Here is a 13,988-nt window from a genome sequence, read left to right as displayed (position 1 = left end):
ACGACTAACCTATGGCTTTATCATATTGAGAACATCTTGTGCGGTCATGGCGTTATTCAACTGTTTTGTCGAGGTGCCCAAGCCCGAACTATTACTGCTTGTTCCACCAATACTGCCTGTTGAATTCAGACCACTACCGCCTGAAGATGACGAAGATGAACTAGTCGCAGAATTATCCACCAGCTTTTCTGACTTTGAGCTACCACTCTCAAAAGAGGAGCGTTTACGCTTGGCCTGTCCTGAATCCGATGTGCTTTTTCCATCATCCGATTTTTCAGCGCTTCTGGGCTGAATAGTTTGCTTGTTACGAAGCGTTAGATTCATACGTTTGCCAGCCGCCATCACCACGACACGGGTTGGATCCAGCTGTAATAATTCTACATCGACGCCGTCAATCGAAACTTTTTCACCAAGCCCCACCATATAGGATTGTTCTTGTGCATCGCCTAAAATAGCGCGCCCGCCGACAGTACCAATCAACATAAGTTGCGGTGCCGATGCAGCGGGCGCTTGCTCGGCTTCAACCATTTCTTCAACGCTTGGCGGTTTAGTTGGGAGTACCGCACTTGATTTCATCGGTACAACGCCGTCATCCGAACCATCCATTTTTGCGGCTGATTTCGGCAGTGGCAATGGTTCAAGTGAAGGTTGTGAACGCAATTGCAGCTTACCCGAACCGCTTGGCATCAATGATGAAGAGCTACTACGTTTTGGCTTATCCGAACCGGATTTTGTATCTGCAACATCCTCTTCTTTTCCGCTGCGTCCATCTGAACCTGCACCGCGAATGGGCACTACAACAAAGCCCAGATTGCCGCTATGACGCACAATCAAATCGGTCGCTACATTCCCACGGAAAGTTGGCTCCCACATCACCGTAATCGGGCAGGATTCGCCCGGTTTTAATTCATCACCTTCTTTGCAGCCCATTTTTCGGACACTCAGCCCTTCATCTTCTGAGGCAATCAAATCTATCGAAGAGATAAGCAACGGAACCGTGCTGTCATTTTCAATTAGCATGGTGCGGGCGGCTTTTTCTTCATTCACCATTACCGTACCAAAATCGAGTGGCGCCGCGATTTTTTTACTGATTGCCAATCCTTCGGATTTTTCATCAGCTTTACCAAGCGTTGTGCCATTTACTTCCGCGCGCGCAATACGGCCTGTACCGGAATGATTTAATAATAATTCAACTGACCAAGGCCCTGGGCTGCTAGGCGTAATTTCCAACGCAACTGAACATTTATCCTGAACCGGTAGTGTTTTAAGTCCCTTGCAATCATCGGTGATAACTTTGCTACGCACATTACCATCAGCATTCAAGGTCAGTTCATTAATCTGTACGGGATTTCGAAAACCGTTGAAAAAAAACACCGTTATTCGCCGCGCTACATTTACCAATGTTTCACCTGCATCAATTGATGCAGGGTCCGCAACAACGGTGTTAGATATCGATGCATTCTTGCCGTCTGCTGATTTTTGGGAAACGGTATTTGGGTTCACAAAAGATGCGTTACGTGACTGCGCATGTGCGGGCGCAGATGCAACCGCCAGCACCATTACAACCATGCATACCAAGTGAATACCTCTATTCATCACGTACCCCCGCTTTCCTGGCCAGGCGGCAGAATGCTTTGCGGGTCGTCCTTGGATATAGGCTGCGGCGTTAATGCAGTTTCCGGCGTTTTAACGGGTGGAATATGGGTTTCTTCAAACATCTTTACAACCTGCCCAAATTCATTTTGTAAATCATTTGGCTTAACAGGCTGATCTTCAGCAACTTTTTTGTCTGTAGCTTCAGAAACTTTTTCTGGTACAGCAGGTTGTTCTTTTGGTTTATCTGCCACTTCGCCAACAGAGCGTAAGCTATCTACATTTCGTAGATCGGGCGCTTCCTTGTCACTAAAGAATACAACCGATGGTTTAACCATCACAACAAGCTCCGAATTGCTGACCGTGCCAGTGCCGTAAGTTGGTATAATACCGCTCATAAAATCGGGGCCAGGCAATCCTTCGCGGTTGCGGTCCTCACGGGAAGTTTGCAATCCTGCCAATACAAGATTATCACCGGGTCGAACACGCAGCACGGTTTGCACAGCACGGTTAGCTGTTTTTGGTAATTGCAATTGCGTGGTACCGGTTGGGATATTGGTAAACCTGATGAAGTCGGATGTTTTAATTTCAAGTTTAGAGAATACCACACCACCTTCATAATTTCCGGTAACGGTAATTTGAAGACCAGTCTTCAATTCTTCAGTGTTTACGGTGTTATTGCTTGCTCCGGATGTCGTTCCGGTGCCCGCGACCGTGCTGTTAACGAGCGTGCCAACTTGCGACACATAACGCTCGCTATCACCCACTTCAAACTTCGCGGATGTACCGGACACAAACGTCAATTGCGGCGAGCTGATATTTTGAACCTTACCCTGCGTTGCAAGGAACCCTGCAAGCACATTGACGTCAACCGCGCCTGAAAGCACGGCGCCAAGGCTTACACCTTTGCTTGTTCCAACCGTTGATGTATTGGACTCTCCAAGGATGTTAAGCCCCATGCCTTTTCCGCCAAAATCCGGCAGATGCAAATCTTTCCAGCTGATGCCCAATTTTTTTGTATCATCCAGCGTAACCTGCCAGATGTATAATTGCATCACGATGAGTGGTCGGCCGTTGCGCAATTGATCAAGGTAACCTTGAACGCGTTCATGACCGATAGCGTTCGTTGTATAAATCAGATTTCCGCCATTCGTATCAGCTTTTACTTTGCCATCAATCAATGCTTCAATTGAATCAGCAATCGTATTCGCTGCACTGCCCGATCCGGACACGGCAACACCAGGCAATTCAACAACAAACGTATCTTCTTCAGCGAGTTCCAGTGCGCCATTGCGATAGGCGCAAAGAATTTTTGCTGCGCGACACATTCGGCTTACAACGACCGGTAACGAACCTTTCAGGTTCATTAATGTGACTTTGCGGGTTTGTAATTCTTCACTTTCCCAAAGCAGTGTAATGTCAGTATCGGCAAGAACAGCTTGCAGCGCGGTAGTCACCGGAACATTATTTAAATTAGTAGCACCAATTTTAATATGCGCGGGTAGATCCTCGCTTGGACGTAAGTTGGCAGGACGCAGGGTGCGACCTAATTGCAATTTCACAACTGGCGGATCTTTATCGCCGCGAACAGTTTCTGCTTGCTCGGGAATTTGCTGAACGCGGGGTTCACGTTCCGTTAATCGCTCAGGCGGTGAAAAATCTCCGCCAACTAATGAACAGCTTGTCAAAAGCAACGAGAGAATAAACGCCGTGCAGGTGCGCGAGACGCGCAAAAGCAAAGCAAAATTCTGTTCAAAACTTCTTTTACAAAACCATTTCATATCAATAACGATGCCGACCGTAAGACGTGTGATTCGACCGATTTTGCGGCTTGTATCGATTAAGAAGGGTTAAGATTGACAAAAAATTAACGTCGCGCCGCCTTCGCCAAATCGCTTGGCAGATAATCTGGGGCGTGTCTTTTGGATTCTGGTTTGCAAAAAAGCCGGTTTTAAAAGTCGAGCGCGATATCAAGCGCCGGCGCAGAATGCGTAATGGCGCCAACCGAAATAAAATCAACGCCCGTTTCGGAAATAGAACGAATAGTCTGGAGACTTACCCCCCCTGATGCTTCCAGCGGAATCTTACCCGCGGCCATACTCACGGCCTTGCGCAGCGATTCAAGGGAAAAATTATCAAGCATGATGACATCTGCGTCGGTTATTAAGGCTTCACCAAGCTGTTCAAGCGTATCGACCTCGATTTCGACCTTTACGGTCTTGCCCACGGCTGCCCGCGCCTTTTGCACGGCCATACTTATCGAACCCACTGCGGCAAGATGATTATCTTTTATGAGCACAGCATCATACAAGCCAAAGCGATGATTAACAGCGCCGCCTGTGCGCACTGCATATTTTTCAAGTGCGCGAAGCCCGGGATGGGTTTTACGTGTACATAATATTTTTGCTTTTGTCCCGGCTGTTTCTTTTACAAATTTGGCTGTAAGCGTTGCTATACCTGATAAATGGGTTAGAAAGTTTAGCGCGGTTCGTTCAGCAGTTAAAATAGAGCGCGTATTGCCTTCCAGTTTTGCAATAACATCACCTGCCTTCAAATGATCGCCATCATTTTTAAAAATAGTGATGCGCAAACTATCATCCACTAACCGCAATGTCGTTTGCGCACACTGCATGCCACATAACACACCGTCAACGCGCGCAACAATATCAGCAGTGCTTTGCAATCCTTCCGGAATTAGTGCTGCACACGTAATGTCACCTGCATCCCCCAAATCTTCGGCAAGAGCGGATTTGACCGCCGCATCAATGATGGACTGCGTTAATTCAATCATGTCTTACTTCTTTCGGCCAGTCCTGATGCACCAATTCACGTACCGCGCGCTCGAACAATGCCAATGTAATCGTACTATGTTCAGCTTTTTCAAGTAAATTAGGGAAATCTTCGCGCGCATGTGCACCGCGGCTTTCTTTGCGCTGCAATGCGCTCACCGTTACCATTCCTGCAATCAAAATCATGGAACGGGTTGTCCGGCTAAGCTCACCACGACGCTGAAAATCTACAATCGCTTTTAATGCTTCAAGCAGTTTTGCTTCATTGCGCACAAGGCCGACATTCGCATACATCAGCTTACGAAGCGCCATACGTGTAATTCCATCTTTGTTCACATCAACGGCATGTGCCTTATGCAGCTGAACCACTTTGGTTGAACTTTGCGCAAGCGGTTCAGATAATACATCTTTGGCAATCACCTGTCCGTACACCAAAGCCTCTAATAATGAATTGCTGGCAAGGCGGTTGGCACCATGAATGCGGCTACATGCGGTTTCCCCGCACACCCACAGATTTTTAATTGTGCTGTGTCCTGTATCATTAATACTTACGCCACCCATATGGTAATGTGCGGCAGGTGCAACCGGCAGCGCATCTGTAACAGGATTTAAGCCCGCACTTTCGCACACTGCAGTAATTAATGGAAAGCGCTGCGGGAATAATTCGCCGACAGATTGCCGCGCATCGAGCATCGGCACGTGTCCCGATTGCAATTGCCGCCAAATGGCGCGTGCCACCACATCACGGGGTGCTAGTTCCGCTTGTTTATCAACGGATGTCATAAAGCGTTCGTTATTTTCATTAATCAAAATTGCGCCTGCACCGCGCAATGCTTCGGTAAGCAAAGGCATGGGGTCGCGGCCGATCGCCAGCGCAGTTGGGTGAAATTGTACAAATTCCAAATCTGAAAGTTCTGCGCCCGCGCGCGCTGCCATGGCCAAGCCTTCGCCACATGCGGCAAGCGGGTTGGTTGTATAACAATAAAGCTGGCCAACACCGCCCGTTGCCAGCACAACAGCTGATGCAGGCAACACCATATATTCATGTGCACGCGCTAAATGAATACCCACTACCGCGCCATCTTCAACTGCAATATCAACCGCGCGCCAGCCGACATGAAAATGGATAGATGGCGTTGTTTTTGCAGTTTCAATTAATGCACGCATTACAGCAGCGCCAGTACCATCGCCGCCTGCATGCACAATCCGGTGTTTACTATGCGCAGCTTCGCGGCCTAATGATAAATTTCCATCTTCTTGCCTGTCAAATGGAACGCCCAGCTTCTCAAGCCATGCGATTTGTTCGCTCGCATGTTCGGTAAGCATTTTCGTGCGATGTTCATCCACCAACCCTGCACCAGCGGCAATCGTATCTTCTACATGCAAGCTTGGTGTATCTTCTTCGGATAATGCGGCAGCAATACCACCTTGAGCCCATGCGCTCGCGCTACCTTCGCCCAAGGGTGCGCCCGTCAATACCGTAACCGGATGCGGCGCCAGCCGCAGCGCTGTTGATAGCCCCGCAATACCTGCGCCGATGATGATGATAGGGGCCTTAGACAAAATGATTCCTTTGGTTATTCTTTCTTTTGGCGCTGCTGTCGCAGTGCATCAAGCTCGGCAAGCCGCGTGGCAATATCCTTTTCATGCCCGCGACCCGTTGGTTGGTAAAATTGCTGCCTGACAATAGCATCGGGGAAATAATTTTGTCCTGAAAAAGCATCTGGCGCGTCATGGTCGTATTCATATCCCTTGCCATAGCCTTGTTCGCGCATCATTTTCGTAGGCGCATTCAAGATATGCTTTGGCGGCATGAGCGAGCCGTATTGCGCAGCCGCGGCCCTTGCTCCATGCATGGCTGTGTAGGTAGCGTTTGATTTGGGCGATACCGCCAGATAAATAACCAATTGCGTAAGCGCCAAATCCCCTTCGGGCGAGCCCATACGCTCATAGGCCTGCCATGCGGCAATCGCCTGTGTGAGGGCTGCTGGGTTGGCAAGCCCCACATCTTCCACCGCAAATCGCGTTAAGCGCCGCGCAATATAGTTAGGATCCTCTCCGCCTTCCAGCATGCGGAAAAACCAATACAGCGCCGCATCCACATCACTACCTCTCAATGATTTATGAAGCGCGCTGATTAAATTGTAATGGCTATCCTGCTTTTTATCATAAAGCGGCGCACGTTTTTGCAACCGTTTAATAAGATTTGGAGTATCCAGAACATCCTGTGGCAGCGAAGTTAATAAATCTTCGGCAAGCGCCAACAAATAACGTCCATCACCATCCGCCATACCAATTAATGTGCTGCGCGCTTCTACGCTCAGTCTCAGTTTTTTGCCGGTATCTTTTTCTGCGCGTTGCAATAACTCTTCTTGGGCCGCTTCATCGAGGCGATTGAGCACCACCACCTGCGCACGCGATAGCAACGCGCCATTGAGTTCAAATGATGGATTTTCGGTTGTCGCACCAACCAATACCACCGTACCATTTTCAACATATGGCAAGAATGCATCCTGTTGTGCGCGATTAAAGCGATGAATTTCATCGACAAATAATAATGTGCCATTTCCCATGGCATGGTTTTTCTCAGCTAATTCAAATACTTTGCGCAATTCCGCAACACCGGACATCACGGCAGACACAGGCTCGAACTTCAGTCCGACCGCTTTTGCCAGAAGTCGTGCAATTGTAGTCTTGCCGCAGCCTGGCGGTCCCCACAGAATGATTGACGATAAATGCTTTGTCGCCACCATGCGAGCAATGATGCCATTATCTTTTAGCACATGGTCTTGGCCAATGACTTCCGATAAGTGCACTGGCCGCAATTTATCAGCAAGCGGCCGTGGCGCTGCGCTTTCAAATAAGGATGTTTCTTTTTGCGCGCTCATCTCACCACTACTGTTATGACATTACCACCGCGGTTAATGCTGATTTTCCATGCTGACGCAGGGGCATTTAATGCAGTCTGAATATCGCTCACTGACTTTATTTCATTATTATTGATGCCGATAATCAGATCACCACGCTGAAGTCCCAAACGCGCAGCCACACTGCCCTTGCTCGTGCCAAGCACAATCACGCCTTCAATATCATCCGGGAGACCAAGGTCTTGCGTTAACGCAGGCGATGGATTAACAACCCTGGCGCCGGACAATGGTGTATCGCCTGTTAACGTCGTTTCACTTTTTATTGTTTCTTTTGGCGGCGGTGAAATTTTGACTGTGATATCCTGTTTTTCCTGCTTGCGCATGATGCTGAAGGTCAGTGATGTATCAACCGCCGCTGTTGCTGTGCGGTAACGCAAACCTTCCTCATCGGTGATTTCCTTGCCGTTAATTGCCAAAATAACATCACCAATTTTTAACCCTGCATCCAGCGCCGGGCTTTGCTTGTGAATTTTGCGCACGATCACGCCTGTGGGATGGTTAAGTCCTACGCTTTGTGCAATCTCGCTATTAAGCGCCTGTACGGAAATACCAAGCCAGCCGCGCACCACTGTCCCGCCCTGACTTGCGGATGCAATAACCGTACGGACAAGGTTTGATGGAATAGCAAAGCCAATACCTAGCGAGCCTCCATCTTTTGAATAAATGGCAGAAGGAATACCCACGAGTTTACCATCCGCCGTTATCAGCGCGCCTCCCGAATTGCCTGGGTTAATCGCCGCATCGGTTTGAATGAAATAATTATAATCGCTACTACTTACTTCTGCCGCGCGCGCAACCGCAGAAATGATTCCCATGGTTACGGTTTGCCCGACCCCGAACGGATTGCCTATTGCCAATACCACATCGCCTACTTCCGCATCATCACTATCAGCCAGAGTTAGCGTTGGAAAAGTTTCGCCTTTGGTTTTCAATTTTAAAACTGCCAGATCGCTGCGTTTGTCATCGGTAATAATCGATGCTTCAAATTCGCGGCGGTCGGAAAGCACAACTGTAATCTGGTCAGCGCCTTCAATGACATGGTTATTGGTTACGACAATTCCGTTTTCGCCAACCATCACGCCTGAACCCAACGAATTTTGTACGCGCTTTTGGGTCAAACCTTGTGGCATTTGGTCACCAAAAAACTGGCGAAACAGCGGATCGTTCATAAACGGCGATATCATCATGCGCTGGCGTACTAATGTGCGCGTATAGATATTTACGACTGCGGGCGCCACACGTTTGATTACAGGCGAAAAACTAATGGCAATGTCTTGCTTGCTTGTAGGGATGCGCGGCGCATCATCTGCTGCCAAAACCGGCGCAGCCATCATGATTGAAACAACGAAAAGCAAATTAGAAAAAAGCCGGGTCAAAGGGAGCCTCCATCCATCAGGATAATATAGAGCACCCCAAGATATGAGCAAGAAGTTGGGCAAGAATTTGGCATATCACTACCACGTTCAGGACTTGATAATACCCCCTTCAATCAGTTTTAGGCCCACAGCCCCCGCAATGATAAGTGAAATACAAAGGATTTTTTGCCATGTAATCGGCTCATTAAAATAGAACGTGCTAAGCAGTGTAAGAAGGACACAATTCACACCTATCCATACTGTATAGCCAGTGCCAATACCGAGCGATTTCATGGCAAGTGACGCAAAGAACGGGCTAGCCAGAATAAAGACCAGCGCAATAAGGCTTGGGATTAGTTTAGTGAATCCGTCATTGAGTTTGAGTGTGACAATCCATGCCACTTCGCAAAGCCCTGCAAGAATGAGATAAACCCATGCCATGCACTAACCCTTATTTGCAATAACGCAGACAATCGCGAAGGGATTTATCGCACCCCGCGCTTGCTCCAACCACAGCTGTTGGTGCATCAAACACCGTGTTGCGCGACTCAGGGCCAGCACTGCAAATATCGCGCTCCTGATTACAGGCGCGAACACAGGCTTCGCGCTTTGTATCCGTTGTTGGCGATGTATGAGGAACTTCAATATTATCGGTTGATCTGTCTGGGCTACGTAAATAGGCGCAGCCGGACAACAAGCAAACCCCAAGCGATAAGCTCAGGAACAAGCAAAGAGCGGCTGAAAATGTTTTCCGCTCTGTTGCTTGAACGTGCATCTTAGGCAGCCTTTTCAGATACGGTATCCAATACTTCTTCGTTTGGATTTGGGCCGCTGTCCTTACCTTTTGCGGATACATCGCGGTCAACCAATTCAATAATTGCAACTGCAGCTGCATCGCCATAACGGAAGCCAGCTTTCAATACGCGCGTATAGCCGCCTGCACGTTTCGCATAGCGCGTTGCAACAGTATCAAACAACTTGGTTACCATTGCATCATCACGCAAAACAGCAAATGCGCGGCGACGATTTGCCATGCCACCCTTTTTGCCGAGCGTGATAAGGCGTTCCACAACGGTGCGAAGTTCTTTAGCCTTCGGAAGCGTGGTTTTGATTTGTTCGTGTTTGATAAGACTTGCCGCCATGTTGGAGAACATCGCTTTGCGATGGCTTGCTGTGCGGTTTAATTTACGACCTGACATTGCGTGACGCATAGTACACTTCCTTTTTTCTTCGCTTGGCTCCAGATTCTGGAGACCGATTGTGTTTGCCTTTGCCCACTCATTTTACAAACATGATGGTACAAAAGCAGTGGGCCACCATGGCCCGTTTTACTACTTAGACTTAGTATGGCTCTTCCATCTTCTTGAGTAATTCGTCGATGTTCTCAGGTGGCCAACCAGCCACTTCCATACCCAAGGTCAGGCCCATTTGTGCAAGCACTTCCTTGATTTCGTTCAAGCTCTTGCGGCCAAAGTTTGGCGTGCGGAGCATTTCTGCTTCTGACTTTTGAACCAAATCACCAATGTAGATGATGTTGTCGTTCTTGAGGCAGTTTGCAGAACGAACGGAAAGTTCGAGCTCGTCCACGCGGCGTAGCAAGTTCTTGTTGAATGGGAATTCATCTTTAACAGCTTCAGCGATATGTGCTTTTGGCTCTTCGAAGTTGATGAACAATTGCAACTGGTCTTGCAGAATACGTGCAGCAATTGCCACCGCATCTTCTGGAGCAATTGCACCATTGGTTTCAACTTGCAATGAAAGCTTGTCATAGTCGGTTACTTGACCCACACGGCTGTTTTCCACCTTGAAAGAAACCTTACGTGCTGGCGAGTAAAGGCTATCGATGGGGATCAGGCCGATTGGTGAATCTTCCTTACGGTTTTGGGATGCAGGAACATAACCCTTGCCGGTTTCAACGGTGAATTCAATGTTGAGCTTTGCACCGTTATCAAGGGTGCAGATCACCAATTCAGGGTTCATGATTTCAATTTCAGAACCGGTTTGGATTGCCTTTGCGCGAACTTCACCAGGGCCTTCAGCAGAAAGGCGCATCTTGCGTGGGCCTTCGCTGTGCATCCGAAGCGCGAGCGACTTAATGTTGAGAACAATATCGGTTACGTCTTCACGTACACCGGGGATAGACGAAAACTCGTGTAACACGCCATCAATTTGAATGGAGGTTACTGCAGCGCCTTGCAGCGATGACAACAATACGCGGCGCAGTGCGTTACCAAGGGTGGTACCAAAACCGCGTTCCAATGGTTCTGCGGTGAGGGTTGCAAAACGGGTCAGATCAACGCTTTGTCCGATTTGCTTGTTAGCTTGAATAAGTTGCTTCCAGTTTTTCTGCAGCATCTGCGACATTCGGTTATTCCTTATGGGTCAGGGTAAAAACAAAAATTCTTTAAACACAAAACGCGGGTATTTTTATACGCGGCGACGTTTTGGCGGGCGAACACCATTGTGTGGAATTGGCGTCACATCCTTAATGGAGGTGATAATGAAGCCAACCGACTGCAATGCGCGTAATGCAGACTCACGGCCAGCACCAGGACCCTTCACTTCAACTTCAAGTGAACGCATGCCATGTTCCAATGCCTTCTTACCTGCGTCTTCAGCAGCCATCTGTGCAGCATATGGGGTTGAACGGCGCGAGCCTTTAAAGCCCACAACGCCAGATGATGACCATGCAACGGTGTTGCCTTGACCATCGCTAATCGTAATCAGTGTATTGTTAAAGGTAGAGTTTACCTTTGCAATACCAACAGCAATGTTCTTGCGTTCTTTGCGTTTGGTACGCGGTGCGCCTGCTGCAGGTGCTTTTGCATCTTCTTTTTTTGCAGCTTTTTTTGGTTCAGCCATGTTCGTGTCCTTCAAATAGTAAAACTAATAATTTTTTGCCAATTACTTCTTGGTTGCGATTTTCTTACCAGCGATTGGCTTCGCAGGGCCCTTACGCGTACGCGCATTGGTGTGTGTACGTTGGCCACGAACCGGTAATCCCTTGCGATGACGCAAGCCGCGGTAACAACCCAAATCCATCAGGCGTTTGATGTTCATCGCGATGTCGCGGCGAAGATCGCCTTCTACTTTATAGTTCGCATCAATGAACTCGCGGATTTTCAAAATTTCGCTATCGCTCAACTGGTTCACGCGCTTCGCATCAGGGATAGCGAGCGCATCGCAAATCTGGCGAGCACGCAAAGGGCCCACACCGAAAATATAACGTAACGAAATCCATACCGGTTTATTTGTAGGTATGTTGACACCAGCAATACGAGCCACGCGCTTCTCCTCAAGAAAACAAAAACTCAAAAACCAAAAACAAAAAAAGCCGCACCAAATCCGCCCTTTAATCAGGCACATCCAGTCGGTTGCGCTTTTTTGTAAAAACTATATCCCTGAAAAAAAACGTCTTAAACGCCACGCCCGTTTTCAGAAAATTGTGGGCGGAAAGTAAGGCCTTGACAGGGTTGAGTCAAGGGCTGGCTTTAACCCCTCTTTAATCTTTAGGCCAGAATGAACAGATTGATTTTTAAGGGTTTTTTGCTTAGCACCCTAAGGCCAAAGCATCTGTTTTGAGGAAATACATATTATATGTGTGCGAAAAGCGGGTTTTGGCCCTACTTGAACTCAGTCAGCAGGCTTTCGGGCAGGCGCATGATAAGGCGGGTACCTTTATGCATTTCAGAACGTAACACGGCCTGACCTTTCAAATGCAGTACCTCTTGATAAACAGCAGACATGCCGGCACCACGGCCTGACAACATGCTAATTTCATCGCGGGTTGAAACTTCATGAGTCAATAATTGCTGGATGATATGTTCATCATCATCAAAACGCCAACTGCCTTCTGGGTCTGCCGTCATCAGTTTTTGACGCACGCGGTTCGGGTCAATACCTGCACCATCATCGGAAATAACTATCTCTACCCATTTTCGTCCATCATCTCCTGTGACTTTCTTTACATCAATGGTCACCTGGCCTTGCGGGTCTTTCCCCTTTGCCATACGCGTAATCGGCGCTTCAATACCGTGGTCAACGATATTATGAACAACGTGCGTAAGCGCCATAAGCCAATGCTGCAAGGGTTTTGCAGGCAAGCGAACTTCTTCGCCTCTGAAGATAATCGGTTTAACTTTCTTTTCCAGCTTTTCTGCCAGCGGCAACATCTGTCTATCCAGCGATTTCAGCAATGTGAACAGCGGTACGGATAACAGATTATTTTGATACGCATAATATACATCGGGCGATACATTATGCTGCTTGAGCAATTTACCGAAATCATAAAGGCTGTCTTCATCTACTTCGATGATACCCTGCACACGGTCATTCTCATTCCCCAGAACTGCACGCAACGAATTCTGGATACGTCCGAATTCCAATTGCACCTCAGCGCGATGCTGCGATAACGCTTCGTGAGCTTCAGAATTAATACCTATTTCTGCAACCGTGCTTTGCAATTGGCGCAATGTGTTTTCAAGCCCATGCAGTTTTTCACCCATCACTTCCATCTTGAAATGCATCGCAGCACCTTTAAGGGTGTGCACATCACGGAAAAATTCTGGGCTGAATAATGTTGCATCAATACGCGTGAGACGCTCGACCATCTCTTTCATTTCGGTCATCGTCAACATGAAGCTTTGTTTTTCAGCAAAAATCGCGCACACCATCGCCACAAACTGCCGTTCGGTATCCACACGTTTTTGGGCGTCTTTTTCTTCGGTCTTGTCAGTTGCAATCATCACGATGCACACAAGACGCTTTTGTTTATCCCTCACTGGGCGATAAGCCAAATGAACCACACGTCCATTATCATGCAACAACTGGTCGGGCATAAACCGCGCCGCATCTTCAAAACTAAGCGCATGGTCAGGCATATATAGAATGCTAAGCCATTCATCAAAATCAGCGCGGCCTTCCTGACTTACATTCAATAAATCGGCGATTTTTTTGCCGGGGATTTTTTCGCATTCTAACAATGTGCAACAGGCCTGCGAATAGGCAGACCCGCATATCCCTTTTGCGTCAAAGGTCAAAAAGCCTTGACCTAAACTGTTTGTGAGTACATCTGTCAGACGGGCCTGTTCCAGGACAATTTTGTGTGCGCAGTAATTCATAAAATAAAGATAGCCAACGCCCACGCACACAATAACACAGATAAGCGCAGCAACTGGAAGTGAGCGTACATGGCTAAAGCCGAATACTGGCAGCAACAACCCAGCCAATAATACCATACAAATGAGCGATAATCCGGCAAGGCTGGTATGGATAATTTCCACCTGCCGCAGCGTCCGATCAGATGTGGGCAATTCCGACATCAT

At 48.0% G+C, this 13,988-nt stretch carries 13 protein-coding genes; all 13 read right to left on the bottom strand.

The window, feature by feature from the left end:
* Positions 1–9: 9 nt before the first annotated feature.
* The 13 genes from SFW65_06435 to SFW65_06375 all read right to left on the bottom strand — a co-directional run bounded on the left by SFW65_06435 (position 10) and on the right by SFW65_06375 (position 13,988).
* Positions 10–1,596 (bottom strand): hypothetical protein, encoded by a 1,587-nt coding sequence (locus SFW65_06435; protein MDX1922747.1) that lies wholly within the window; start codon positions 1,594–1,596, stop codon positions 10–12.
* The gene (locus SFW65_06430; protein ID MDX1922746.1) at positions 1,596–3,374 is read right to left on the bottom strand and encodes a hypothetical protein; all 1,779 of its coding nucleotides are present in this window, start codon (positions 3,372–3,374) and stop codon (positions 1,596–1,598) included. Before SFW65_06430 ends, SFW65_06435 begins: the two co-directional genes overlap by 1 nt.
* A gap of 170 nt (positions 3,375–3,544) precedes the next feature.
* Positions 3,545–4,384, bottom strand: coding sequence for a carboxylating nicotinate-nucleotide diphosphorylase (gene nadC / locus SFW65_06425; protein ID MDX1922745.1), 840 nt, complete (start codon positions 4,382–4,384; stop codon positions 3,545–3,547).
* Complete coding sequence (locus tag SFW65_06420) at positions 4,377–5,945, bottom strand: L-aspartate oxidase (protein ID MDX1922744.1); 1,569 nt, start codon at positions 5,943–5,945, stop codon at positions 4,377–4,379. The genes nadC and SFW65_06420 overlap by 8 nt, the downstream gene beginning before the upstream one ends.
* Before the next feature lie 14 nt (positions 5,946–5,959).
* Complete coding sequence (locus SFW65_06415; protein MDX1922743.1) at positions 5,960–7,270, bottom strand: replication-associated recombination protein A; 1,311 nt, start codon at positions 7,268–7,270, stop codon at positions 5,960–5,962.
* Positions 7,267–8,685 carry a Do family serine endopeptidase gene (locus SFW65_06410; GenBank protein ID MDX1922742.1) on the bottom strand — a complete coding sequence of 473 codons (1,419 nt, stop codon included), beginning with the start codon at positions 8,683–8,685 and terminating at the stop codon, positions 7,267–7,269. Before SFW65_06410 ends, SFW65_06415 begins: the two co-directional genes overlap by 4 nt.
* Before the next feature lie 87 nt (positions 8,686–8,772).
* Positions 8,773–9,105, bottom strand: coding sequence for a multidrug efflux SMR transporter (locus SFW65_06405; GenBank protein ID MDX1922741.1), 333 nt, complete (start codon positions 9,103–9,105; stop codon positions 8,773–8,775).
* Positions 9,106–9,115: 10 nt separating this feature from the next.
* Positions 9,116–9,439 carry a hypothetical protein gene (locus tag SFW65_06400; GenBank protein MDX1922740.1) on the bottom strand — a complete coding sequence of 108 codons (324 nt, stop codon included), beginning with the start codon at positions 9,437–9,439 and terminating at the stop codon, positions 9,116–9,118.
* A gap of 1 nt (position 9,440) precedes the next feature.
* A complete protein-coding gene (rplQ, locus tag SFW65_06395; protein ID MDX1922739.1) occupies positions 9,441–9,875 on the bottom strand; it encodes a 50S ribosomal protein L17 in 435 nt (144 codons plus the stop codon).
* A 130-nt stretch (positions 9,876–10,005) separates the two neighbouring features.
* The gene (locus SFW65_06390) at positions 10,006–11,019 is read right to left on the bottom strand and encodes a DNA-directed RNA polymerase subunit alpha (GenBank protein ID MDX1922738.1); all 1,014 of its coding nucleotides are present in this window, start codon (positions 11,017–11,019) and stop codon (positions 10,006–10,008) included.
* Positions 11,020–11,091: 72 nt separating this feature from the next.
* Complete coding sequence (gene rpsK / locus SFW65_06385) at positions 11,092–11,526, bottom strand: 30S ribosomal protein S11 (protein MDX1922737.1); 435 nt, start codon at positions 11,524–11,526, stop codon at positions 11,092–11,094.
* A 42-nt stretch (positions 11,527–11,568) separates the two neighbouring features.
* Positions 11,569–11,949 carry a 30S ribosomal protein S13 gene (rpsM, locus tag SFW65_06380; protein ID MDX1922736.1) on the bottom strand — a complete coding sequence of 127 codons (381 nt, stop codon included), beginning with the start codon at positions 11,947–11,949 and terminating at the stop codon, positions 11,569–11,571.
* A gap of 338 nt (positions 11,950–12,287) precedes the next feature.
* Positions 12,288–13,988: an ATP-binding protein gene (locus SFW65_06375; protein ID MDX1922735.1), complete on the bottom strand. Its 1,701-nt coding sequence runs from the start codon at positions 13,986–13,988 to the stop codon at positions 12,288–12,290.

Source organism: Alphaproteobacteria bacterium (genome assembly GCA_033762625.1).
Classification (GTDB): domain Bacteria; phylum Pseudomonadota; class Alphaproteobacteria; order UBA9219; family RGZA01; genus RGZA01.
Note: the sequence above shows the minus strand (reverse complement) of the source record. Positions and strands in the feature narration are given on the sequence as shown.

Excerpts from the sequence above, each read along its gene's own strand:
- SFW65_06430 (MDX1922746.1), bottom strand. The coding sequence starts at position 3,374 with ATGAAATGGTTTTGTAAAAGAAGTTTTGAACAGAATTTTGCTTTGCTT.
- SFW65_06400 (MDX1922740.1), bottom strand. The coding sequence starts at position 9,439 with ATGCACGTTCAAGCAACAGAGCGGAAAACATTTTCAGCCGCTCTTTGC.
- nadC (MDX1922745.1), bottom strand. The coding sequence starts at position 4,384 with ATGATTGAATTAACGCAGTCCATCATTGATGCGGCGGTCAAATCCGCT.
- SFW65_06415 (MDX1922743.1), bottom strand. The coding sequence starts at position 7,270 with ATGAGCGCGCAAAAAGAAACATCCTTATTTGAAAGCGCAGCGCCACGG.
- SFW65_06435 (MDX1922747.1), bottom strand. The coding sequence starts at position 1,596 with ATGAATAGAGGTATTCACTTGGTATGCATGGTTGTAATGGTGCTGGCG.
- SFW65_06405 (MDX1922741.1), bottom strand. The coding sequence starts at position 9,105 with ATGGCATGGGTTTATCTCATTCTTGCAGGGCTTTGCGAAGTGGCATGG.
- rpsK (MDX1922737.1), bottom strand. The coding sequence starts at position 11,526 with ATGGCTGAACCAAAAAAAGCTGCAAAAAAAGAAGATGCAAAAGCACCT.
- rplQ (MDX1922739.1), bottom strand. The coding sequence starts at position 9,875 with ATGCGTCACGCAATGTCAGGTCGTAAATTAAACCGCACAGCAAGCCAT.
- SFW65_06390 (MDX1922738.1), bottom strand. The coding sequence starts at position 11,019 with ATGCTGCAGAAAAACTGGAAGCAACTTATTCAAGCTAACAAGCAAATC.
- SFW65_06375 (MDX1922735.1), bottom strand. The coding sequence starts at position 13,988 with ATGATGTCGGAATTGCCCACATCTGATCGGACGCTGCGGCAGGTGGAA.